The 25,240-nt window shown below is 40.5% G+C and carries 23 protein-coding genes; 3 read left to right on the forward strand and 20 right to left on the reverse strand.

What is annotated here, in order from left to right; genetic code table 11:
• Positions 1-64 precede the first annotated feature (64 nt).
• The 12 genes from NSB28_RS17595 to NSB28_RS17650 all read right to left on the reverse strand — a co-directional run bounded on the left by NSB28_RS17595 (position 65) and on the right by NSB28_RS17650 (position 13,123).
• Entirely contained in the window at positions 65-1,333 is a 1,269-nt protein-coding gene (locus tag NSB28_RS17595; RefSeq protein WP_109748006.1) for a peptidoglycan-binding protein, read from the reverse strand.
• Positions 1,334-1,396: 63 nt separating this feature from the next.
• Positions 1,397-2,431, reverse strand: coding sequence for an RIP metalloprotease RseP (gene rseP, locus NSB28_RS17600; protein ID WP_109748005.1), 1,035 nt, complete (start codon positions 2,429-2,431; stop codon positions 1,397-1,399).
• 1 nt (position 2,432) lies between these two features.
• The gene (locus NSB28_RS17605) at positions 2,433-3,578 is read right to left on the reverse strand and encodes a 1-deoxy-D-xylulose-5-phosphate reductoisomerase (protein WP_109748004.1); all 1,146 of its coding nucleotides are present in this window, start codon (positions 3,576-3,578) and stop codon (positions 2,433-2,435) included.
• 20 nt (positions 3,579-3,598) lie between these two features.
• A complete protein-coding gene (locus NSB28_RS17610) occupies positions 3,599-4,408 on the reverse strand; it encodes a phosphatidate cytidylyltransferase (RefSeq protein WP_109748003.1) in 810 nt (269 codons plus the stop codon).
• 2 nt (positions 4,409-4,410) lie between these two features.
• Positions 4,411-5,118, reverse strand: a complete 708-nt coding sequence (locus NSB28_RS17615; protein WP_109748002.1) for an isoprenyl transferase — start codon at positions 5,116-5,118, stop codon at positions 4,411-4,413.
• Positions 5,119-5,212: 94 nt separating this feature from the next.
• Positions 5,213-5,767, reverse strand: coding sequence for a ribosome recycling factor (gene frr, locus NSB28_RS17620; RefSeq protein WP_109748001.1), 555 nt, complete (start codon positions 5,765-5,767; stop codon positions 5,213-5,215).
• 33 nt (positions 5,768-5,800) lie between these two features.
• Entirely contained in the window at positions 5,801-6,496 is a 696-nt protein-coding gene (pyrH, locus tag NSB28_RS17625; protein ID WP_109748000.1) for a UMP kinase, read from the reverse strand.
• Between the two features lie 123 nt (positions 6,497-6,619).
• On the reverse strand, positions 6,620-8,839 hold the full coding sequence (locus tag NSB28_RS17630; protein ID WP_109747999.1) for a DNA topoisomerase III: 2,220 nt from the start codon (positions 8,837-8,839) through the stop codon (positions 6,620-6,622).
• An 80-nt stretch (positions 8,840-8,919) separates the two neighbouring features.
• Positions 8,920-10,173, reverse strand: a complete 1,254-nt coding sequence (locus NSB28_RS17635; RefSeq protein ID WP_109747998.1) for an ATP-binding protein — start codon at positions 10,171-10,173, stop codon at positions 8,920-8,922.
• Between the two features lie 282 nt (positions 10,174-10,455).
• Positions 10,456-10,704, reverse strand: coding sequence for a uracil-DNA glycosylase family protein (locus NSB28_RS17640; protein ID WP_257497927.1), 249 nt, complete (start codon positions 10,702-10,704; stop codon positions 10,456-10,458).
• A gap of 11 nt (positions 10,705-10,715) precedes the next feature.
• Positions 10,716-11,210, reverse strand: a complete 495-nt coding sequence (locus tag NSB28_RS17645; protein ID WP_109747996.1) for a hypothetical protein — start codon at positions 11,208-11,210, stop codon at positions 10,716-10,718.
• A 344-nt stretch (positions 11,211-11,554) separates the two neighbouring features.
• Positions 11,555-13,123 carry a protein kinase domain-containing protein gene (locus NSB28_RS17650; RefSeq protein ID WP_109747995.1) on the reverse strand — a complete coding sequence of 523 codons (1,569 nt, stop codon included), beginning with the start codon at positions 13,121-13,123 and terminating at the stop codon, positions 11,555-11,557.
• 327 nt (positions 13,124-13,450) lie between these two features.
• Here NSB28_RS17650 and NSB28_RS17655 point away from each other — a divergent pair, with 327 nt between their 5' ends.
• On the forward strand, positions 13,451-14,299 hold the full coding sequence (locus NSB28_RS17655; RefSeq protein ID WP_257497926.1) for a transposase: 849 nt from the start codon (positions 13,451-13,453) through the stop codon (positions 14,297-14,299).
• On the forward strand, positions 14,280-14,999 hold the full coding sequence (locus tag NSB28_RS17660) for a helix-turn-helix domain-containing protein (RefSeq protein ID WP_257497925.1): 720 nt from the start codon (positions 14,280-14,282) through the stop codon (positions 14,997-14,999). The genes NSB28_RS17655 and NSB28_RS17660 overlap by 20 nt, the downstream gene beginning before the upstream one ends.
• A gap of 138 nt (positions 15,000-15,137) precedes the next feature.
• Here the strand turns inward: NSB28_RS17660 and NSB28_RS17665 are convergent, their stop codons facing one another.
• The 8 genes from NSB28_RS17665 to NSB28_RS17700 all read right to left on the reverse strand — a co-directional run bounded on the left by NSB28_RS17665 (position 15,138) and on the right by NSB28_RS17700 (position 23,623).
• Entirely contained in the window at positions 15,138-15,332 is a 195-nt protein-coding gene (locus tag NSB28_RS17665; protein ID WP_257497924.1) for a hypothetical protein, read from the reverse strand.
• Positions 15,333-15,705: 373 nt separating this feature from the next.
• Positions 15,706-15,879 (reverse strand): hypothetical protein, encoded by a 174-nt coding sequence (locus NSB28_RS17670; RefSeq protein WP_257497923.1) that lies wholly within the window; start codon positions 15,877-15,879, stop codon positions 15,706-15,708.
• Positions 15,880-16,089: 210 nt separating this feature from the next.
• Entirely contained in the window at positions 16,090-16,287 is a 198-nt protein-coding gene (locus NSB28_RS17675) for a hypothetical protein (RefSeq protein WP_109747993.1), read from the reverse strand.
• Positions 16,284-17,639 carry a 5-methylcytosine restriction system specificity protein McrC gene (locus NSB28_RS17680; RefSeq protein ID WP_109747992.1) on the reverse strand — a complete coding sequence of 452 codons (1,356 nt, stop codon included), beginning with the start codon at positions 17,637-17,639 and terminating at the stop codon, positions 16,284-16,286. The genes NSB28_RS17675 and NSB28_RS17680 overlap by 4 nt, the downstream gene beginning before the upstream one ends.
• A gap of 16 nt (positions 17,640-17,655) precedes the next feature.
• Positions 17,656-20,598, reverse strand: a complete 2,943-nt coding sequence (locus NSB28_RS17685; RefSeq protein ID WP_109747991.1) for an AAA family ATPase — start codon at positions 20,596-20,598, stop codon at positions 17,656-17,658.
• Entirely contained in the window at positions 20,595-21,722 is a 1,128-nt protein-coding gene (locus NSB28_RS17690) for a DNA cytosine methyltransferase (protein ID WP_109747990.1), read from the reverse strand. Before NSB28_RS17690 ends, NSB28_RS17685 begins: the two co-directional genes overlap by 4 nt.
• Positions 21,709-23,382 (reverse strand): Eco57I restriction-modification methylase domain-containing protein, encoded by a 1,674-nt coding sequence (locus NSB28_RS17695; RefSeq protein WP_257497921.1) that lies wholly within the window; start codon positions 23,380-23,382, stop codon positions 21,709-21,711. The genes NSB28_RS17690 and NSB28_RS17695 overlap by 14 nt, the downstream gene beginning before the upstream one ends.
• Positions 23,375-23,623 carry a helix-turn-helix domain-containing protein gene (locus NSB28_RS17700; protein WP_109747988.1) on the reverse strand — a complete coding sequence of 83 codons (249 nt, stop codon included), beginning with the start codon at positions 23,621-23,623 and terminating at the stop codon, positions 23,375-23,377. The genes NSB28_RS17695 and NSB28_RS17700 overlap by 8 nt, the downstream gene beginning before the upstream one ends.
• Before the next feature lie 830 nt (positions 23,624-24,453).
• Here NSB28_RS17700 and NSB28_RS17705 point away from each other — a divergent pair.
• Entirely contained in the window at positions 24,454-25,233 is a 780-nt protein-coding gene (locus NSB28_RS17705) for a hypothetical protein (RefSeq protein WP_109747987.1), read from the forward strand.
• Positions 25,234-25,240: the final 7 nt, after the last annotated feature.

Here is a 25,240-nt window from a genome sequence, read left to right on the forward strand (position 1 = left end):
AAACTGTTCTTATTAATTTTTGCATCATGTTCTTTCGGTCCGGACAGTAAAATTTCTTCAGCGTTTATGGATTTAATTCTGCGATCCTCGTCACTGCCACATAGATTTCCTGGATTTTGAACCAGGTACTGTAATCTACCACACCTGTCTGAGGAAGCCCAAATACGCTCTGGAACACTCTCACCGCATTTTGTGTGCCCTCCCCGAATATACCGTCCTCTGCTATTTTGGGAATCAGAGGATAGTTGTTGGAGATCGCGTTTATCTGCTCCTGCATCTGGAGCACTTTTGCGCCGGACGACCCGATATCAAGAGCATACCCCGGCCACGATGAGGGAATCCCCGAAACTTCCTCCGCCGTGTTAATATACATATTGTCCCCATAATAATATCTCAGTATCTCTATCGCCTGATACCCCTGATCTCCCAGGCTCTTTGACCCCCACTGTGTCATCCAGTTGGGGCAGGATACTCTCTGTCCGTCACAGTACTGTGTCAGGATCGGCTGTTTTACATTCGGCCTTGACAGATAATTGGCAAATAATTCATCCACTATTACTGAGATACTTTCAAAAATATTTCTGCCGTATATCCACTTGTGGTCAAAGGCGGTGGAGGACGTGATAGTAAAATCAAACCCTTTATTCCTGTACCACTCTGTGTATACCCTGTTCAGGGTAAATGACATGATAGCCAATACATTCGCTCTGATGGTCGCTGCCGGCCAGGTTGCATATATTTCACTCGATGCCACATTCTTAATATAATCCTTGTACCGCACATAATAATCTGTTGCCGTAGTATCCATAGGGGAACCGTCATGCACCACCACAAATTCCGGCACCACCACTCTGCTTAATACTATCTCTCCGAACTGGCTGACAGGTTTGATCTCAGCCTCTGCAATCTTCGGCGGATAGTCGCCGAAGAGAGTATGTGCAGGTATAACAATATTATCAATCGTTTCGCCGGGAGCAAGCGGACGCAGGCGTATCTCCTGAAGAGCTGTGGCATCCGGCAGTATTTCCGCTCCTGAGATAGTCAGTGTCTCATACCCCGGCGCGCTGACACGAAATGTATATTCAGAATACGGCTGGTTCTCAGATGGAGCCATGCTGTACTCCAGCGGCGGAGCCGGAAGCTCCAGGGTCTCTGTCTGGCCGTTCTGGTCTGTTGTCACCTCTTCAACCGTGCTCTCAGGGTCTCCGGTGTACGAGATATCAATTACAGCATCCTGAATAGGGGCATATCCCGTGTTTGACACTACGGAAAGCCTGAGTTTTCCCTGGTCAGGCGCATCCTGCTGCATGGCAGTTATATTTTTTATTTCCATATAAACCTCAACGATAGCTTCTCGTTTCAGTATATGCTATATTTTTCTTTTCGTTCCCCGGCTCTAAAACAGTTTCCGCACATCATTAAACATAACGACAACCATCAGAAGCATCAGCGCCATAAGGCCGATGAAATTAACCATTCCTTCTTTTTCCGGATCAATACGTTTCCTGCGGATGGCTTCTATGATCAGGAACACCAGCCTGCCGCCGTCAAGGGCAGGTATAGGCAGAAGGTTCATGACACCTAAGTTGGCCGTCAGAAGTATGGATATATTCAGCATGTTCAGCCATATATAGAACCCGCCGTCCTCGGCGCTCTTCTCATATGTCTCGCCTATGATATCGACTACGCCCACTGGTCCTGACAGATCATTGAGTCCGACCTCACCCTTAAAAAGCATCTTCAGGCTGTCTATAGTAGTCTCTATCCAGTATTTTACTTCGTATGCGCTGTATTTTATCGTATCCCAGGCATTCCCCTTTACACGGTAGTTGCTGCTCCCGCTGATACCCATCAGGTATCTTCCCGTCTCTTTATCCAGCTGAGGCACGATGGTAGTCTCTTTAACTTCACCGTTATGCTCATACTTCAGGTCTATGGTCTTTCCCTGATGAAATGTGATATAATTTGAAACTTCCCTGTACAGATGGACCTTCTTCCCATTCATGGAAATGATCGTGTCCCCTGGCTGCAGTCCTGCAGCCTCTGCCGGCGAACCTTCTGTTACATTTAAGATCTCAGGCACATCATGGCCAATACTGCCAATGACAAACAGCGACAGCAAAAATGCAAGTACAAAGTTAAATATTGGTCCTGCCACAACAATCGACATCCTGGCCCAGACAGATTTGCTGCCAAATGAACCCGATTCCATTACTCCGTCATCTTCCCCCAGCATCATGCAGGAACCGCCGAACGGCAGCAGTTTCCATGAATATCTTGTGCCGCCTTTTACAGTGCTGATGATCCTTGGGCCCATTCCCAGAGAAAATTCCGTTACTACTACTCCGTTGTATTTTGCCAGGAAGAAATGTCCCAGCTCATGTATGATAATAATTAAACTAAATATCAAAAGTGCAATGATTATTTTCACCCTACCACCTGCTTTCAATCAATTCATAAGTCGCCTGCTCTGTCATGAGTATTTCTTCCACAGTGGGATTCTGGATTATCTTATGTGCCTGCATGCTTGCAGATATGATCTCGTAAATATCCAGGAACCTTATACGCTTATGTAGGAATTTACTTACCGCAAGCTCATTTGCCGCGTTAAACACTGTAGGCATGGAGCCTCCGGCCCGGGAAGCGTCAAACGCAAGCGGAAGTCCCAGAAAAGTCTCCATATCCGGTTCTTCAAAAGTTATCTGGGAAAGCTTTCCAAAGTCCAGCCTTTCGCCCGGCAGATACCTCCTGTCCGGGTAGTAAAGGGCATACTGAATGGGCAGCTTCATATCCGGAGTGCCCAGCTGCGCTATGACCGCCCCGTCCACATATTCCACCATGGAATGTATGATACTTTTGGGCTGGACTACTACCTGTATCTGATCCAGACTGACATCAAACAGCCACCTGGCCTCCATCACTTCCAGTCCTTTATTGACCAGAGTCGCCGAGTCGATGGTGATCTTCTGTCCCATAGACCAGTTAGGATGCTTCAAGGCATCTTCCACCTGGACCTTCTCCAGATCGCTGCGTTTTTTTCCGCGGAAAGGACCGCCTGAGGCTGTCAGCAGTATCTTGCTTATACACTTTCTGTCCTCCCCGTTCAGTGACTGAAAAATCGCACTGTGTTCACTGTCCACAGGAAGGATACGGACACCGCATTCTCTGGCAAGCGGCATAATAATATGCCCAGCTGTCACCAGGGTTTCTTTATTTGCAAGAGCTATATCCTTTCCCGCCTTTATGGCTTCTATCGTTGGCCTTATCCCTATCATGCCTACTATGGCAGTCACAAGTATGTCAACTTCCTCCATAACAGACAGCTCAATAAGGCCATCCATTCCGCTGACCACCCGGACAGGCAGGTCACGTACAGATGCCCTGAGTTCTTTTGCAGCCGCTTCTTCCCATACTGCCACTCTGGACGGACAGTACTGACGTATCTGCCTCTCCAGAAGCTTCAGATTATGGCCGCCTGCTGCCAGGGCTGCCACCTTTATATCCTTATTCTCAGCCACGACCTCTAATGTCTGGGTACCAATAGAGCCTGTGGAACCCAGAATCGCAATTGTTTTCATCATTATCTCCTCTTTATCCGTTACATCATTACCATAGCAAGAAAATAGATGACCGGCGCCGTGAAAATCACGCTGTCAAACCGGTCCAGAATCCCGCCGTGTCCTGGTATCAGCTTGCCGTAATCCTTTATTTCATGATTCCTCTTGATGGCGGATGCAGCCAGGTCTCCTATCATGGAGATCAGGGCGCCTGCCGCACATATGGCTGCATACATTACTATATGGTTACTGTCTGTCTGCAGGTATTTTCCAACCACAGCCGCATACGCTGCGCCTAACACAGCAGCTCCCACAACGCCTCCGACGGCACCCTCAACAGACTTCTTAGGGCTCAGCTTCGGGGACATCTTATGTTTTCCAATCAGCACACCTACACAGTAAGCGCACGTATCGCACCCCCAGGAACACAGGAAGATGAGCCACACAAGAAAGGCGCCGTCCTCCATCATCCTCGTCTGGTAAATATAGGAGAGCATAACGGAAACATATACGACTCCGAAAAACGCTGACATAACCTGTTCAGACCTGTATTTCGGAAAGGTGAACACATAGACAGACATAAAGGCGGCCAGTAAAAATATCAGCCCTATCATACTATATGCTTCTAACCCCAAAAGTAACATGAGATAATACAGCAGTGTGCCTGCATAACCTACAGCCGCCAGTACTGAAAATCCCTTTTCCTGAACTTTTACGGCACGGTAGAGTTCGAAAAGCCCTGCAAGCGATGTCAGAAGAAGTGTCACAAGGAGCACTATATCACCGCTTATTATAGTTACCAATGCAGCGAGAACTAATACAACCCCACTGATAAGTCTTGTAAAAAACACAATTATTCCTCCTCCACGCCGCCAAAGCGCCTGTCTCTTTCGTTGTACTTTTCAATGGCTTTCATCAGCTCATTTTTATTGAAGGCCGGCCATGGGACCTCTGTAAAATAAAATTCCGTGTATGCCAGCTGCCACAGCAGATAGTTTGACAGCCTGAGCTCACCGCTGGTCCTTATAAGCAGGTCCGGGTCCGGTATCCCTGCCGTGTCCAGATAACTTTCAAATACTTCTTCTGTGATCTCTTCCGGCGCCTGTCTGCCATCCACACAATCCCGGGCCATCTTTTTCATTGCTCTGATCATCTCATTCCTGCTGCCATAATTAATAGCGATCTGAAAATTAAGCCCTGTATTATTTTTGGAATCTTCAACCAGGTCGCTGAGGCTTTTCTGTAGATCCGGAGCCAGGGCGGACGGTTCTCCAAGGACGCGGACTTTCATATTGTTTTTTCTGGCTGTCTTTATACATGTCTTTGTATAATTTCTGAAAAGCTTCATGAGGGAGTCCACCTCCTCCTGAGGCCTTTTCCAGTTCTCAGTTGAAAAAAGGTAAACAGTCAGGTATTTTATACCCATGTTCCATGCATCCTCACAGATGACTTCCAGATTCTTGGCACCCCTCACATGCCCATAATTTCTGGGCATCCCCTTACTCTTGGCCCAGCGGCCGTTTCCATCCAGTATAATCGCAACGTGCTGCGGTATAACCATCTTTATCCTCCCTATTTCAAGTTCATTCAAGATAAAATGCTATGAATATTAAAGGAGGCTTAAAAAAGCCTCCTCTTTCTCTGCACTTTCTCTATCAGACTTTTAAGATCTCACCAGACTTTTCTTCAACTGCCTTATCGATTTCTTTTACATACTTATCGGTCAGTTTCTGTACTTCTTCTTCCAGTTCTGCGATCTCATCCTCAGACACATCCGCAGACTTTTTCAGCTTCTTGAACGCATCGTTGGCATCCCTGCGGATATTGCGGACTGCTACTTTTGCTGCTTCGCCTTTTTTCTTTACATCCTTTACCAGCTCTTTCCTGCGTTCCTCTGTGAGTTCCGGAAATACAAGACGGATAACTTTGCCGTCATTATTAGGATTGATCCCCAGGTCAGATACCATGATTGCTTTTTCGATAGCCTTTACAAGGCTGGCATCCCACGGCTGGATCTGGATCATTCTGGCCTCAGGCACTGTCACATTTCCTACCTGCTGGATCGGGGTCGGCGTTCCATAATAGTCCACCATGATCCTGTCAAGTACATGAGGATTCGCGCGCCCTGCACGGACTGCTCCGAACTCTGCCATCAGGTTATCATAAGTTTTTGTCATTTTTGTGTCGTAAATCTGAATTCTTTCATCCATTTCTTAATTTCCTCCTGCATCCTTTAACTCTTGTTATACAGTTACCTTCGTCCCTGTAAAGTTCCCATTCACCGTGTTGACAATGCTGTTTTCCTGGTTCAGCCCAAACACCATCATTGGCATCTTATTTTCCATGCACAGGATGGACGCTGCCATATCCACTACGCCCAGCTTTTTGTCAATGACCTCCTGGATGGTAATCTCGTCATACTTTTTGGCATTCGGATTATCCTTGGGATCGCTGTCATAGACTCCGTCTATAGACTTGGCCAGCAGAATAACATCAGCTTCGATCTCAATGGCACGCAGGACAGTTGCCGTATCTGTAGAAAAATACGGATGACCTGTACCGCCTGCAAAAAATGAAACCACACCTTTTTCAAAATATTTATTCACTCTGTCCTTTGAGAACAGCTTTGTGAACGAACCGCATGCGAAGGGAGTGAGGATCTGGGTCATCATACCAACCGAACGGAAAATCTCAGACACGTAGATGCAGTTCATAACTGTCGCCAGCATACCGATCTGGTCTGCTTTCGTGCGGTCGATCGTCTCGCTGGATCTTCCTCTCCAAAAGTTTCCGCCGCCGATGACGATACCCACATCAATACCTTTATCCACTAATTGTTTTACCTGGCTGGCTACCTTCGTGACCGTCGGTTCATCAAAACCAGTCTTCTTGTCGCCGGCCAGCGCCTCGCCGCTCAGCTTCAGCAATATTCTTTTCATTATTTGCACCTCTGCTTGTCTTTAATTTAGATGATGACACGCCGCAAAAAGCGCATCTTAAAACTGTGTTGATTATAACATATCCGATATAAAACTACAACTTTTTCTGGCTTTTTTCTGCTCCTACTTCAGATTAAGTTTTGCAAGCGCCTCTGCAAATGCATTGTTGACCGGCTCCTCTGCTTCCTTATTCTGTTTATTCAGGTAACGCTGGACATCCCGTTTATTTACTCCTGCCCCTTCTTTTTCACGTCTGGCCTGAAAAGCCGAGAGTTTTTCTTTGTGCCCGCAGGCGCAGATAAACACTTCCTCCCCGCCTCTCTTATACATCTCCATCCGTTTATGGCAGACGGGGCATCTGGCATTTGTTGTTCTGGAAACAGTCTCCCTGTATCCGCATTCCCTGTCCTGGCAGACAAGCATCTTACTGTTCTTTCCGTTCACCGCAAGAAGCTTCTTGCCGCACTGGGGACATGTTTTATTCGTCATATTTTCATGCCTGAATGTCCCGTCCCCGGATTTTATCTCTCCTATTATATCTTTTGTATATTCCCTGATGCTTGTTATGAAAGCCTGCTGTTTTGCCTTTCCTTTGGCGATCTGTGAGAGCTTCAGCTCCCAGGAAGCCGTCAGCTCCGGCTTTTTTAAATCCTCCGGCACCAGCTCCAAAAGCTGTTTTGCTTTCGAAGTCAGGTAGATATCCTGTCCCTTTTTCTCCAGCATGAAATTATTAAAAAGCTTATCAATAATATCAGCTCTTGTAGCCACTGTTCCAAGTCCGCCCGTCTCACCCAGAACTTTCACGGAATCTTTGTCCCTGGTCTGCATATATTTTACAGGATTCTCCATAGCTGATAAAAGGGTGGCCTCATTAAACCTGGCCGGCGGCTTTGTCTTTCCTGATGTCATTTCAGCTTTCCCGGCCTTTAGTACCTGGCTCTTTGACAATGAAGGCAGTGTCTGGTCTTTCACATTCATATTAGTATCTGTCTCTTCATCCTCATCAAACTCGTCAGAGTTATCCCCAAAACCTGCGTTTTCGTAGACAGTTTTCCACCCTGGGCTTTTTACGGTTCTGCCTTTGGCGGTAAAGCTCTCTCCTGCCGCCTCCGCCCTCAGAGTGGTCTGCTCATATTCATAGGGCGGATAGAGTACTGCCAGGAACCTCCTTACCACAAGATCATATATCTTCCTCTCTTCATTCGTCATGTGGTCCAGCTGAACATACTGCTCTGTGGGTATGATGGCATGATGGTCGCTGACTTTCTTATCGTCCACAAACGAGGAATTTGTCCGTATGGGCTTTGTCAGCAGCGGACCTGCCGCCTTTTTATACGGTCCTGTCCCGCAGGCCATCAGTCGTTCCTTTATTGTTTCAGCCACATCTCTGCCAATATACCTGGAATCAGTCCTGGGATATGTCAGGACCTTATGGTTCTCATACAGCCTCTGCATAATATTCAGAGTTTCTTTTGCGGAAAACCCGAATTTTTTATTGGCATCCCGCTGCAGCTCCGTCAGGTCGTAGAGCCCCGGAGCATTTTTATGCTTTGCACTCTTTTCCACTGAAACTACTGTCAGCGCAGCCCCATCAATCTTCTCTTTGATCTTCTCTATCCTGTCCTTCTGGAAAGTGGAAGAACTGCCGCTCTTCCCATCCGTCCAGCTCCACCTTACGCCGCCTGCCATGACAGCCAAACTATAATAATCTCTCGGTTTAAAATTCCTGATCTCCTCTTCTCTGCCTGCCACAATAGCCAGGGTGGGAGTCTGCACACGTCCGCAGGACAGCTGGGCATTATATTTGCAGGTAAGCGCACGGGTGGCATTGATCCCCACCAGCCAGTCCGCCTCAGCCCTGGCCGCCGCCGCGCCATAGAGGTTATTATATTCTCTCCCATCCTTCAGATGTGCAAAGCCCTCTTTTATTGCTTTATCTGTTACAGAAGAGATCCAGAGCCTTTTGATGGGTTTATGGCAGTCTGCCTTCTCCAGTATCCATCTGGCCACCAGTTCACCTTCCCTGCCTGCGTCTGTGGCGATTATGATTTCGCCGATATCCTTCCTAAACAGCTGTGCTTTCACAAGTGAATACTGCTTTGCAGTCTGTTTGATCACTACAAGCTGCATTTTCTCAGGCAGCATGGGCAGGTCTTCCATTTTCCACTGTGTATATTTCTTATTATAGGCCTCCGGGTCCGCCAGCGTCACCAAATGCCCCAGCGCCCAGGTCACCACGTAAGAGCTGCCCTCCATCGCGCCTGCAAGCTTCTTCTGGCAGTGCAGTACCCGTGCGATATCCCGTGCAACCGACGGTTTTTCTGCTATTACTAAAGATTTCATATATTTTCATTCTCCTGTTTATGCAATTTTCTTACGGTCTGCGCAGTAAATGCACAAACCTGCTGAATAGTTACAATTGATTACTTTATTACGTACTTAGTACCTCTTCCCCTGCCTTCAACTTTTATGACACCTTTTTGTCCCATCTCTTTCAGCAACTGTGTTGTCTTTGATTTGCCAAATGGGGCATAAGGTGCAATTTCGCTAATTGATTTTAACATTGTCCTGCTTAAAACTTTATATATCTTTCTCTCATCTTCCGTTAAATGTAAATTCTCCTCAAAAACCGGAAGTACCATCTTAATTGTATTTTCTGATATTTCAAATTCTGGTTTTTTCACTCCCTCTTCATAGAGTTGTTTTATTCTTGTAATTCCTGTTCCGAATATTTCAACAAACCCTAATCTATAAAACACGTTTGCCAGATTTCTATTTCTTAGAACTGAAATTTTACCTGATAAATATTCTTCTTCCGTTATTCCAGAGGGCAATCCTCCTGGAGAAATAACTTCTATCCTATCATCAAACATTAGAACTCTTATTTGTGATTCTACATCCCACGTTCTATGTATCAAAGCATTTGCAATTGCTTCCCGGAATGCAGCTTCTGGTATTTTTTCGACCTTCTTTCTATCGGCTCCCTGTATTTCTTCATATTGATAATAATCTCTAAATACATCTAACGTTTTGTCATATACAGCCAATACTGATATATTTTCAAATGTAACTCTCTTTTGAATGATACTGATACTTTCACCAAATTTTACCATATCAATTCCCGGAAAATGATTTTTATCTGCCAAAATACCAGCTGCATTATTATATCCATTGAATCCGTCATACAGGTTCAATGTTTTTAATGTATCTTGATTAAATGTTTCGATTTGAATACTTTCTTTTAATTTTTGATGCAGGATATCGAAAGCTAAATCCTGTTCTTTATTTGGCAGCTCTTCAAATCTGATGTTTTTCCCTTCCAAAATGAGTCTTGAAAATTCCAGCGTATCTACCTCTATTGTCGCTGTATCGTTTCTCTTATATGCTTTTGATTTGTATAAATACGGCTTCTGAACACCACTTTTTACGGTAAGCTTTATCGTTTTATCATTATTTTGTATTTCCAGTGTATAATCAGGCTGTGGCGAAATACTATCATTAATTTTATTTTCAATATCCAAACATGCCTGTTTTATGTCCGACACTCCTTTAATATTACCAGAGGCATCGATTCCAAAAAAAATTTCTCCACCATCATAATTCGAAAAGGCACTTACTGTTTTTAAAAACGTGTTTGCAATTATTTCTTTGAATTCTATTACCCTTGTTTCACGCATACTATCCATATCCTTTCCGTTTTCTTGTTTATATTATATGTAAAAGTGCGCAAGAAATCAATCGTTTTTTTTTACGATTGATTTCTTGCACATTTTTAATTGTGGTGAAAAATTATGGGGCGCAAAATCATTACGGTTCCCTAACAATCCGTCTGTCATAAGGATCAGTACAATCCGGTCTGTTTCCCGAAGCATCTCTCTTCTGTGGAATGTATCCTTGTAGTGTCAAAGCCCAATTGGGATTTCATGGCCACAGATGCTGTGCCAGCCGGTCAGAAAGTTCTAAGTATTACTTTGTCTGGAATATATGCCATTTTCTAGTATATCTAACATACTTTCACGTTTTTCTTCAAATTGAATTTTTCTTCTTCCGTTTAATCCTGATGGATGCGGAAATCCCCACAGAACTTTGCTGTACTGTGCAGACTTTGGTTCAAAAAATTCTTTTAAGATCTCCTCTACTGCTGCCCCCAATGGTATAATCAATTTTAAATCCGGGACACAATCTAACTCCTTTGAAAATTCTTCCATAATATATTTTCTTAAAATATCAACAGATCCCATCGTTGGAGTATGACCATTATAGTTTTTCCCTTGTAAAAACATGGATATTTTATCAAAGATGTAGTATGTAAAAGTGATTTATTTTTGTCAAACAACTCTAAACAAGATTTCAACCCTAAATACTCCTGAAGGTTCAGATCATCTAACATAGAAATTAGGTTTTTACGCATTGTTCCGGCAAAACGTGATTCTACTTTACATTTAAAACATATTTCTTCATCTGTATTACACGTCCCTATCCCATTTTTTGCCGTTTGAAATGCAATTTGTGTTTGGCTCCAACCTGGTGTAATGCCGATAATAAATACACTGGCTTTTTCGTTTATATATTCGTTATGAGGAGCATAATAAATCTGAATTTTAGAATCATGATAAAGTAAAAACTGTTCCGTTTGAATACTCTCTTTATTAATCACGCCTAAGTCCGCTATTTTTCCCTTGTACTTTTGGAATAAACTATTGGGGTGCAGCATATAATCCCTTCTTTCTCTATTTGTATAGTTTACACTAAGATACAATATTCGAATTTTCATCCCAGACTAATCATCCAACAAACCTTAGTTTTCACATATATTTTCTTTAGCCCCTCAATCGTAGTAAAACCGTAGTCCTCCATCAGTTCTATTTCGCCGATTTGCTGTAGTTTATCGACTCTATATTTCGTTTAAAAATTGTTAATTTTTTCATAGCATAAGCAAAATGCGGCAAAACGAGGCAAGTTGAGGAAGCTTAGTAGAAACTGGGGTTTCTTACTACTGCGATTTCTTAATACTTTTTTTAATATACATCTAAAATGTTTATTACTCTAACGCCAAACTTAATATCCTTCATGATAGGACAGTTGTGCGCGTATATGGCCATCGATCTTTGCATTCCTCTTCAATATATTGGAAACACTTTTTATTTTAAATCTTCCAACATTTGATGCCACATATTCGATAATCTTTGCTGCTTCAATACTAATCTCATCATTTCTATTGTTTCGACTTTTTATTATCTCAATTGCCCAGTATGCTATAATATCATAATCATCCCAACTATGGGAACTTTCTTGCATTTCACTTGAAGCCCTTCGTATTTCTCTTAGTGCAACTTCAAATGACACTTCAATTACATTAATAAACGGAACAGAAATATCTTGCCCGAATTTGATTATCAAATGCCACATTAATTTGCCATCGATATCTCTGTTAAAAAAGTCAATTAATCGAATCACATCTAATTGTCCACCCTTTGTATATTCTACAAGTAACTTTTCTGCTATTTCTTCAGGCGATTCATAATCTGACCTATCGCAGATAGCCGCTAAATCTTCACACATTTCATTAATATTCTCATATCTACTATCTGGATTAGATGCAGTAGCTTTATATACAATAGATGAATACTTATGTGGTGCTCCTGACATGTTCCCATCCATTATATAGTCTATCGTTTTTGCTAGTGAAAACATATCTGTTCTAAAATTACCATCTTTCAACGCAAATAGCTGAGTTGGATCTGTAAACCATGCGCGTCCAACAGCATGAGTGGTAGTTGTTTGATGAGAATATTTGCTAGAAATATCTTTCGCCAGCCCAAAATCCGTAATCATCCATTCTCCAGAACATCCCAACAATATATTACCCGGATGGAAATCCCGATGTATTACTCCTTTATTATGTAAATATCTCATACTTTCAGCACATCTAATCACAATTTCATCTTTTTCCTCATCAGATAGTGTTTTCTTTTCAATATAAGTTTCCAATGATATACTCGCCTTTTCCATTGAGTATCTAAGAGCCTGAGAATCATAATCAAACACATTAAGTGTGTAACCACTATCATTCTGTTCGCTCATAATCTCATATTCTCTCTTAAACCTATGTACCGAGCCTGCATCGGCTTTTTCAGAAATATTAAGTACTTTGTATACGCGCGATTCATCTGTAGGACAACGATATACAGTACAAAATCCACCTTCTCCCATTTTGTCATATTCCTTAAAATCAACAAATTTCAAAGAAAATTTACTGTTGTCTATTCCAAACTCTTGGTTTGAAATGCTCCATAATGCATTCAATGAAGTGAGAATTCTATCTTTTAGCTGAAATATACTGTATCCCGCTACAGTTAAATCAGTTACCCTATTTTCGATATATTTGTTAAAATAGTAATCAATAAACTCAACCAATTTTTCTTCATCAGCCAATTGACAAAAAAAACTACTTAAAATTTCTATACTATAATTGTTATTATCTAAAATTGATGTTTCCCACCCCATATCATAACAACATTCATACAGAGCTGTTTCATCAATCTTTATACTTTCTGGAAGGTCGACACTTCCTAAACCAGCAAATAATCTTGCAATATTCTTTAAATCGTCAATTTTATATTCCATCTTATCAGGTCCATATCTAAATATAATGTAATAGAAACTAGGGTTTCTTACTACTGCGATTATTCTACCATAACCTGCTTGATTTGGGGAGTAGGTAAAGCAGAAAATGCCCTGCTGAAGCAGAACACCATTTTGTTCTTTCTATTATTAAATTGCCCGGAACATTTTCTGCGATACCGGATTTTCCCCTTTGACCTTTTCTAATTCCTTTTTGGCATCCACCATGAATCTTACGGTGCGGCGGGTTCTTCCGTAATTATCCGTTTTTGCCTGGAAAATCATAGAAAATTATATTATAATTACATTAATAAAATTGGGAGATTTTCTATGAGCATGAATAAACTTGATTTAGAACTCTTCTTTCCAGAAGATAAGTTGCAGATAACAAAAGTTGAACAAACAGAAACAGTAATACATATTTACTTGAGATCGCAAACTAAAAGCTGCATCTGTCCCAAGTGCGGACACTTTACCGAGCAATACCATGGTACATATATAAGAACAGTTCAGGATCTTCCTGTTTTAGGAAAAACGCTTCAACTGCATATTAGAGCCCATGAGTATGATTGTACAAATCAAGATTGTGATGTTACTACGATTGCAGAGAGTTTCGATGGGTTTCTAAATACCTATAGCAGAATGACCGAACGATGTGCTGATTTTATCTGCACTTTGGCATTAGAAACAAGCTGTGAAGGATGCTCACGGATTTGCAAAGTCTTGGGAATAAAAATCAGTGGGGATACTGTAATCCGCCTTCTTTTAAAAAGATATCAGTGTATGGAAGAGCCCCCTGTTGGTGATGTGATAGGGATAGATGATTTCGCCTATAAGAAACGTCACACATACGGAACAATTATTGTAGATGAAAAAACGCATGCCCCTATTACATTACTAGATGGACGAGATGGGAATTCATTGCGGGAATGGCTAAAAAATAATAAGCATATTAAAATAGTTACCCGTGACAGAGCCAGTGCTTACGCAAAAGTCATTGCAGAGGAATTACCAGATGCTATGCAGGTCGCAGATCGCTTTCACCTGCATCAAAATTTACTGGAAAAAATAAAAAATGCACTGAATCATGAATTACCAGCTACTATTAAGATTTCACATACAGAAAATACACCAGAAGACAACGAAGGTAGTAAAAAAAATGGCACACGATGTGGATAACTCTCTGAATTATTCAGAAAAGTGTTATAAAACGATCTGCCAGATTCAAGCGTTGCTAAAAGAAGGTTGTAGCTGCCGAGAAATAGCCCGACGTATGGGCGTTGGAAGGAATACGATAGCCAAATACAGGACAGGTGATCCAAAAGAATTAAGTATGTACGGAATACATCAAAGCAAGTTGGATGTCTTTCATGATTTTATTTTGCAATGTCTGAATTCTAGAGGGAGTAAATGCAAAACCGTAAAAGCCATTTATGAAAAAGGATATGCTGGTTCGAAGAGCAATGCTTTTGATTATCTTGTAAAAATAGAGCAGCGTGAAAGAAAAAACTTTGACCCTCAATCATATATAAGAACACGAACAGAGTCACTTAAATATAAAATAGGGACTACTGGAAAACATGAAGATTTTATTACAAGAGAAGGTGTATTCAAGCATATGTGGATGAATGCAGCTTTGGCAGAGTTGCACAAATCTTATATCTATGATAAATTTCCAGATTTATGGAAAATCCATAGTTGTATCAAAGAGTTCCGAAATGTTTTTCAGAAAAAGATGGTGGTTCTTCTTTATCTATTCATAGATAAATATAAAAATAGCAAAATAAATGCACTCAGCAGTTTCGCAAGAGGATTGGAAAGAGATATGGATGCTGTTGAGAATGCAGTATCTTATAATTTTAGCAATGGGTTTGTATAGGGAACCAATAGCAGGTTAAAAATGATAAAGAGAACCATGTACGGCAGATGTAGTAAGGAATTATTGGAAGCTAAACTACGTTATATGAGATAACATAAAAACGGACAATTCCGGAAGAACCAAAGAGCCCCGGAATAATCACACCAGTTCTTCCATCCGCTTTAATTCATCAGCCGCATCCTCCAACCCAAGATGCGTGTAGGTATTCAGTGTCACGCCTATGTCAAATGCCCCATCAGACATTGGACTTTCTCTCCATCTATCTGTCACATTTACCATACATGATTCCGTGTAGTTATTGGGCTTCGGCTTGTGATGCAGTCTTACCCTCATGCATGGCCTGATGTGATTTCTGTTCATCAGACCAGAGATTTGCCCGTGGGTTAGTATGTTCCCCACATCCGGTTTCCTTCAGATTACATCTCGCGATGGACACCCTTGCCTTCGGCTATATCCTTCCCACTACCGGGCATATTCCGGACTTTCACCGGTCAGAAACGTGCGCCCCCAGGCGCACAATAAAAAAGAGCCACGAACAACGGAATTTAATTCCGCCATTCATGCTCAATTTTATTCCATAAAGGACTACTACCTCATTGAGTAACTCGTCGTAAAAATTTTGCTTATTCTGTTCTCACAATTTTCTCATGTCCAAGGGACTTCATTTTTTCAGCATATGAGCAAACTTCATAAAACTGTTGGTAAGTTAATGTATCATTGCTTTTGCCAAGTCCCCACGGCAATGAGCCATCATCCACACAATGCTCTCATCATAATCATCGTAATGGTAATCAGCTTCGTGGGTTTCAAACCATATTAACACAGCTACATCGAAATGTATCTCCATGCCTGGTTTGTCCTCACCCCATACATACTCCACCTTTACATCTGATATCTCCGTTTCTCCGGCACGGTGAATTCGCTTAAAATCAATCCTAAAGGAATCGAAGTTGGTTTCCGGGTAGCTTTCGGCAGCCTCCTAGAAATCATTATCAAATCTCTTTTATATATATTCAGTAAACGAACGATGTGCTGCCATAAACTCCCTCCTTGATGAGTGTCATAGTTCCAACATTTCAAGTCTTGCTTTTCATTCCTCGTTATCTTCTTCAACAACTACTATATAGTGTTTCCTCAATCCTGACCGTGTTTTGGAAACAAAAGCGTGAAATTGCCGTGCATCTTTTAATCCTAGAATTTCCGCACATTTTACTGCATTGCCAAATGCAATTATCTCTTCGGTATCCTCACGATATACGGTATAGTACTTCATCACAAGTCCTTTCACAGTAATATTTGCTTCAATGCATCTGCCGCATTATCAGAATCATTTCCCAAAATCAATTCATAATAATTAATTGAGTCAACAGACAACGGTAATGCAGCCGTCTCTGTTGAATGCATTATCTTAGCCCTACTTTCAGAACCCGGAAATGCAAAGCCACATTTTTGAACACCTGTTAACAGTACATATGAAAGTAGCTGATGTGTATCTGCTCTGACGCTTCTGCTATTAGGCTTGTATTTTGCATCTATAACCGCAACGGGATTCTGCGTTTCATTGTCCCGAATGATGATATCTGGAATACAGTACGGCATCAAATGAATGCCTCTCTCAACATCCGAAATATCGCTAACATCCTTTTGGATAAACAGCCTTTTCGAATAACTGTCCAAAGAATATTTATCCTTGTCTATGGTTCGCTTGAGTACTATACGAGTGTAAAATTCAAACAAAGTTTCCATATTAATCATATAGGGTATTGTAAATACACTTTTTGCAACCGATTTTCCTTCTTCATTTTTATAAGCATAGTATTTTTGACCGTAGATACACCTTGCTTGCTGCAACAGCGGTTTATAGTACATATACAATCCCGATGCGTCTGCGCCATTAAAATCACTTGTCTTAATACGGACGGTCTGAACACGGCGGAATGAATTCGTACAATATGCTACTCGCTTTGCCACCTCTGATGTAGTTGGAAAGCGTCTCCCTACAATTTCTTTGCATTTCAGCAAAGTAGCCTTCAAAATTCTATTTTCAATATTATCCTCAGTAAAATCAATATATTTGCAATAGAATCTGTCATTTCTGCCCTTGCAGGTGTTAATCCGTATATTCTTTTTGATTTCAATCTTTCCTCTGACCTTTGAAGAATAGTTTTCCTCTTGGTGGAACATTGTTTTTTTCAAACCCTTTTTGCATAAACCATAACATGAAGTTATAAAACTTAATGCGTATAAAAGTTCTCCATCCTGCTCTATATCTTGGGAAAGTTTAATAAGCGGTTGGTCATAAAATACTTGGAATAATGACCTGCCATCATCCTCCACTTCGGCAATATAGTCATCGTACTCATCATCAGACATTACCATTTCAAGCATATGCCAAGGCTCCATGCCATATTGCGAAGTAACAACGACAATATGCTCTTTTCCTGCCGACTGCAAATAACGTCCATTCTTGTCATGTAGCCTTCCTACTCCAACATAACCACTACTCCAAAGCCTACCTTGAAATTTGTGGATTCCAAAATTTATTTCTGGAGTTGATAAGTCAATATTATTCCATACATCATCTTTACTATTCAACACTGACCAATCATTTATTTGGTGTATTATTACATCTCGTGCCATAACATCACCTTCCTAATCAATATCCTATCTTTATCCTCACTTCTTCAATAAAAGTTCCAACATATTCGTTGTCAATACGCTTTCCCGCTCGGGTTATGTTACCAAATTCCTTTACATACAACATGATGTTATCACTAATAAAGCGTACTCGCTCACCACGGTCAGTAGCATCTCTAATCTCGGAAGGAGTGTGTTCAATAGCAATCAATTCTTCAATGGTATCCAAAATCCCGTCTTTTACATATTCTCTTAGAATTGGAATGATTTGGAAAACAAAACGTTCCACAAAATCTTCCTCATATCCTTCTTTACGCTTACGAAGGAAATACGTATGACCAAGACGTACATCACTCTTCTGATATTCATCGTTGAAATAACTTTCGTTGTCGAATATAGCCTGTACTGCATCGAATACCAATAATTCAATTGAATTTTCATCATCATTCTCCGATACATTCTGGTAACAGCTAATAACAACACCTCTGTCAGCCGGACTATCGACAAAAAGAAAACGTCTTCGAATAGCATAATCAATCGAATCAATAGATTTATCTGCAGTATTCATTGTACCAATAATAAATAGGTTCTTTCCGAGAACAATATCTTTTGTCCTTGATACAGGAATACTGACTTTGTCCTCTACTTCGTAAGGTGTGGAAACTTTGCTATCACGGTATTCCAATCCATAAATCAACTCGCCAAAAACAGTTGCAATATTTGCCCTGTTTATCTCATCTATAACAAGGTAAAATTTAGGTGGTTCGTCATGGTTAGCTTTTTCTGCAATTTTAGCAAACTCGGCAATTTTACCCAGAATTCTATTTACACTGTTATAGGATGGAAGACCACCATCCGCTTTAACTTCAATACCACGGATAAAATCTTCATATCCGTATGATGGATGAAACTGAACCAAATCCCATCCTCCTGTTGACAACTTTGCAGAAGCGGAAGGATTTGCATAGTCACTCTCACTGAGCTTATATGTATCCAGTGCAGCAGAAATCTCTTCCTGGCTTACAAAACGGCTTGTAAGCACTTCTGATTCAGGCTTCAATTGTTTTAATACAAATCTCTTGCTCTCAAAAGTTTTAGACGTGCCAGGAGGGCCTTGGAATATCATCTGTCTAACACCGATATTCTCCATGATTTGTTGATAGTCTTTTAAATCAGTCATTTTTACAACTCCTTTTATCTCTATCATTTTTTCTGTACCATTCGTGATATTAAAAATATCCTCATATGCATCAACATCAAATGCTGTTGTTCCCAAAACCAATGCATCAAATTTTTCCTTATCGACCCGGATATGAGTTCCTTGCTGATTCCATAATGTGTACAGATTCATCATCTTCGTTCCGAAATAATCAATTCGTGCTTTTTCTCTTTCTGTCTGGGTTACCGCATTAACATTCTTTAATCCATCGTGTAATGCTTCGAGATACTTTATTTCCAACTGGATTAGTGCATCTAAATCACCATATGCTTCACTGTGCCCTTTAACTAAAGAAATATTCATTTCATAGAGATTCAGATAATACAGCAACAGTCTATAAACGGCACCATAGATTTCTGCCGGGTTGTTATCCTTGCAAACATTGTTGATCGTAAATGTATGCAATCTCAATCCGTTTAACGGAAGATATATGTTACTTGGAGAACCATCTGTGTATGAAATCTCATATGCAGCCACATCCGTTCTCTCTGCCCACCGTCCGACATTGCCTGGGCGAGTTGAATAATATGCATGAGGATTTCTCCTGGCTTTTCCCTTAACTGCTGTTTCATAATAGAAACTTGGCGCATCATTCAATTTAACCAAATACGAGGCATATGCAACCGGAACTGATTTGCTTGGAATCGATGCAATCTCAATATTGAATAAAAGTGAGTCTGTGGCTATGTCACATGGGAAAACACCATTCAACACAATAGCATCTATGACGCTCTCTAAAATTCCTTTATAATCCGAACAATGATTAGATATAATTTCATTTTCATAATACCTAACGGTATCTTCTAACGAATATGGTTCAACATGTTCACCTGAATTCACCATAACCTTCCGAATGTCAGATATACGATTTAAACCAGATATCCCCGTGTTCAGTTTTGATTCAAGTGCTTTCTCATATGTTTTAATATTCCCGCGTAAAATTCCCAAGGAAGAAAGGTTGTTGATAAACGGGAAAATTTGATACATCATTTTGGGTTTGAACTTATCAAGTACGAAATAAGCTGTTCCGGTACGTTCTACCATAAACATACCGTGTCCCGGCATATATTTTTCTGCAACATCAGGAACTCCTGGAGCAGCATTTGTAGTTAAAAATTCTTTTATACTATCAAATATATCTATGATAATTCTTCCAGCATTCGCATTAACAGAGTCATAGTATTTTTCAAGTACGTCCCGATCCGATTTTAAGTCTGCAACATAATCCATTCTTCTTCTCAATGCATAATCAAGATGGCCCGCATGAAAATTTCTACACTCTGTAAAAATAACAATGACATTATCCGGAATACACAATGTGGAGCCATCAGAAAGAGAAACAGCCTCATTTCGGAACTCCATTGCATAAATAAGATTTCCGAGTAATGCTCCTGCATCCACCCTTGAAATATCATCAAATATTACTGCGTGAAGTTCTTCTGTATCTCGAGCTCTGTCACAAAGTTTTTTTATGCGTTTCTCTACATAATCCACCGTCATTGTTCCGGTTGCTTTAATATCAAGCCCGTATACAATGTCCTCATAGGTCATGCTCGGATAAACTTGTATAAACTCACATCTATCACTGCCGATGAAATCCTCGATTTTATCCAAATCCTTATAGATGTCTTTTGATTGGAGGCTATCAATATTTAATTTTTCATAACACAGATAATACGCAGCAGCTCTGGCAAGAAAAGTCTTGCCCGTCGCCGGGTTACCTGTGAACAACAGGTTTTTCATATAAATCCCTCTCCAATGTTCTCGCTATTTTCTACACCCAATAGATTCCTAACCAATCTTGCAAGAAAGTATGATACTTTTGGAGGAACCGCATTGCCAATCTGACGGCTTATTGAACGCTTATCTCCATAAAAAACATAGCTGTCAGGGAAACTTTGAATTCTTGCCGCCTCTCTTGGTGTTAGTGTACGGTCTTCATCCGGATGGATAAACCGACCGCCTGCAGGAGTATCAAACCTTGTGGTGATTGTTGATGCTTGCTCATTCCAACAAAGTCTGCCATACGAACCACTATGAATAGAATTAATCTGTTCATTCAATGCTGTGTAGTTTTCTCCGTTTTTAATTTGGCGCATTCTCTCTATTGCAACCTTAGAATGCCGTGACCGAGTATGATTTGTAATTGTGCGTGTATCACTAGCTAAAAACTTTTCATACGCAGTTTCTGGTGATAGATTATCAATTACTCCATCTTCACTTATCATCGCAAGATTTCCTATTGCATCCCTTACCGTCACTTCATCAAAATAATTCGGATACTCTTTTTTTATGTCCTTTATGGTTTTTTCCCACAAAACATCAATATCCGCTTCATCAATGAGAGTTCCTATAATAATCATTCTCTCTCTTCGCTGCGGAACTCCAAAGTCCGCAGCATTGATTACCTTGTGATATATGCGGTATGGTTTTCCGTTGAGTGACTCGGGGTCTTGAAAAATTCTTTTGATTTCTTCAAAAATTTTCCCACCTTGCATTGTAGATATTCCTTTTACATTTTCCATAACAAAAACTTTAGGCATAACCGTTTTTACAACATTAAAATAATGTTTGAAAAGATAATTTCGTGGGTCGTCGATAAATCCCTGTCTGATCCTTGCACCTGCCATAGAGAATCCTTGACACGGTGGTCCTCCAATAATGACATCAGCCATCGTTCCCACGAACATATCAGAAGTGTCTATATTTTTTATATCATCAACAATTACATCAACTTCAGGATGGTTACGCTTATATGTGTTTGCTATAACAGGGTCATACTCTACAGCTTTCTCAACGCTAAATCCTGCTTGGATAAATCCAAGTGATAAGCCTCCGCATCCCGCAAATAAATCAATTATTTTCATCTACGTCAATTCCTCCGCTCGTCCTGTACCTAATAGCAAAATTCTTGATATAGTTGCTTTCGGCTTCAGTTAATCCATACGCTGCATTAATAAAAGCATCTATTGCCCAAATTTCCTCCAAACACGCACGGTGCTTATATTCATACTGCGTTTGCTTTGTTCCTACATACACCTTGGTATCTTCCAACTTCTGTCTCAAATTATGTGCCAATTCTGTAGAACCAGACATATCTATTTGCCTTGGCACTATAAAACCATTCAAATCTTTACTGACGTGCCAACAATCTGACACACCTATCCAATACCACCAAAACAAAGTGGAGTTGATCAAGCAGTAACAAAAATCCGCTTCTATTGGAGTCTTAAAACTGAATACCTTATATTCTGGATCATCTACTTTTTCTCTGTAAGCTTTCATCCAAAATGCTTCACGCCTATTTAAGTAAACTGATTCGCATCCCTCTCTAGAGATTGCATATACAGACTGCATTTTTCTCTTATTAGTAATCTTTTTGTAAATATTGATATCTTGCTCAGTTCCCAACTTAGGTATAAAATCAGCATTTCCGTACTTATTCTTTACCATTTTAATATCAGTAAAAAGATTGCAGCGTTCTTGCTTATACCAATACTTATAGTTTCCAGTAAAAATAGCCTTTTCTGATTTTCTGTCTTTGCCAATCAGAATACATAATTTTTGATGCACCGAATCAAATAAGCAATCCGGTCTATCTGCAAAACTCAAAATATACTGCTCTGAAACTAACACCCCCAATTCATCTCTGAGTTTTTTCATTCTCGGCGTAGATACATAAGAGAGTGGAATAATAAATCCAATCGAACCATTTTTTTCAAGTCTCTTGGCTGCATTGAGCAATATATTTGCATAAATATTCCCATATTTTTTGTTAAGTTCAAGACCTGCTTTCGAATCTTCAACATATGGGGGATTGCCTACCACAATATGATACCTCTCATCAAATGAGGACTCATCCGCAATAAAGTCCAATGATGTAAAGTGTCTGCTCATTATATTTCCAAGTCCACAGCAATTTTCTACACCACAAGATTTCATTATATACAACAACAAGCGTAATTCCGTTATAATGATTGATTCAGCATTTACATCATTGCCAAAAATAGTAAAAAACACTTCTCGCACAAGACGTTTTGTAATCTTCGTTTTTTTCTTCAGCAAATCAATCTTAAGTTCAAGTGCCGTAAGTAAATATTCTCCTGCACCACACGTAGGATCAAATATAGTCTTGTTGCAACAAAATGAGCGATATGGAATGGCATCCAAACTCATATTACTAATATTCGATGCCTTAAGCTTTCCGTAGGATGCCTTAATACTATTTATAAGAATAAATCGTACAACATCATTCGGCGTGTAATAAACGCCCTTATTTTTTCTGATGCTTTGTTTTTCATTAATCTTTGAAAGAGTATCTTGAACTTGCTGATATGAATGTTTGGATCGAGCAGTCTTGTTTCTTCGAAAATCGTCTCGCTTTGCAATACCCGTTAGTTCATTACAAATCATTTCAACCTCATTCGGTGAATATGTTTCTTGTATATATGAATAGACAAGGTTTAATGCCTCATCAACAGCACTACATTTTTCAATTCCTGCAGCGGATGTATCAATCTTACCCATTGGGAAATGCATCCTTTCGTTTCTGTTCTTTAGATTTCTCTTCTCTAATAAATTCCATAATATCCCCAACATCACAGTTGAGTGCATCGCATATCCGAAGCAGCACATCTGTATTGACATTTCCGCCTTTTCCAAGTTTTGCAACAGATGTTGCACTAATACCACTCATTTCACGCAAGGCCTTTTTATTGATTCCACGATCTATTAACAATTTCCATAATTTATTATAGCTAAAACGCATTCGCTTTACCTCCGCTATTTGTCCCCATCTTAATACTTCTGCGCACTCTCAGTTGCCTGGAAGATATGGCTTTATCGAATGTGCTAACTTCTTAGTATAACAGTATATCACAAAGATACGCAAAAGTATATAAAGTTTTGTGAACGCGAAATTAAATCTGCTTGTGCATTTGAATTTTTGCGTATTAATAACTGTAAATCAAGTTTATACTATCAACTCTCCGCATAGTCATTCTGTCAACTCGACCCCAGATTTAGGTGATTGATATATTTCCACAAAAGAAAAACCCGGGTATCCAGGCAAACCATAGAAGGTTGTCCGAATACCCAGAAATGCTTTATTTTAAGGCTATTTACACTATTTAATTCTGTACTTTTGACAGCTAAACTACGTCTCAACATGGACGGTACACGAAAACAAATCCATATATTATAGAAGAGAAACTTTTAATTCCGAAGTGCAGTAGTCACTTGATAGAACCCTATTAACGATTTCTTTCAAGGAGGTTCATGTTATATACCCTGTTAACGATTGATTTCACATACTTTCTTTTAAAGAAGGAAAAGAGTAGTCATCCGGTAGTCTCAGAGAGCATGATGGACACTGAATTACGCCCCATTTTGCCCAGTTGTATTGAGAATTGCGGATAGTCCATGAGTCCTGCCGTGACATACAAAAAGTCCCTTATCATAACACAAACTTCGCATTTAAATAAGTGTCTATGCACCTTGAAATTTCAATAATAACTGGCTAAAAACAGCACGAGACCATCTGGTTTTAGTATAATTAAGTTACCACACAAAATTATTAAAGATAAGGGGGTATAAGTATTGAAAAAACGTATAGAAACCGCTCTGAGAGATTTATATTCTGCTCCGGTGGAGCGGCCTGATCCTGCCTCTATAGAGAGGACAATTTCGAAAGCCAGGAAAAGTTTAGCGTTTTCAGCAGCGGCACGTCAAAGGCCGTTCCGCCCGGTCGGCTTTTTGGAAATTCTTGCTGGACAGGTGCGGTTTATTGCCAGGTCTGTCTGGCTGCTGCAGGGAGTATTTCTGGCTGTCACCTGCCTGATCATTAAGCTTGCTGCCGGGCAGCGTTTGACATCTGTTCTGTATATGTCTGCAATTTTCACAGCTATGACGGCGCTTCCATTTTACGGGCGGGCACAACGCTACAAAGTTCTTGAGACAGAAGCCGTAACGAGGATATCACTTGCCAGAACACTCCTGGCTAAGCTTTGTATCATTGGAATCGGGGATGCCCTATGCCTGAGTTTGATAATTTTATTTTGGGCCGGGAGTGCAGACAGCTCGATAGAGGCGGCGTTTATCTATGTGATTATTCCTTATCTGCTGGCTGGTACCGGCAGCCTGTTTATCCTGAACCATTGCCACAGACAGCAGGGGATTGAAATTGTTTGTGGTTACTGCTTAGGCCTTGGCGTATTGTTCAAGATTATATCTGACAAAATACAGTTTAGCAGGACGGAGCTGTCACTAACACTCGCGGTTGCCGTCTGTGCAGTATTATCTATTCTGTTATTGTTTGAATGCCGAAGTATGTTATGTAAAGTCCGTGTAAATGATATGGTACCTTTAATGGGAGATTAAGGAGAAG

The organism is Murimonas intestini (assembly GCF_024622195.1).
Taxonomy (GTDB): domain Bacteria; phylum Bacillota; class Clostridia; order Lachnospirales; family Lachnospiraceae; genus Murimonas; species Murimonas intestini.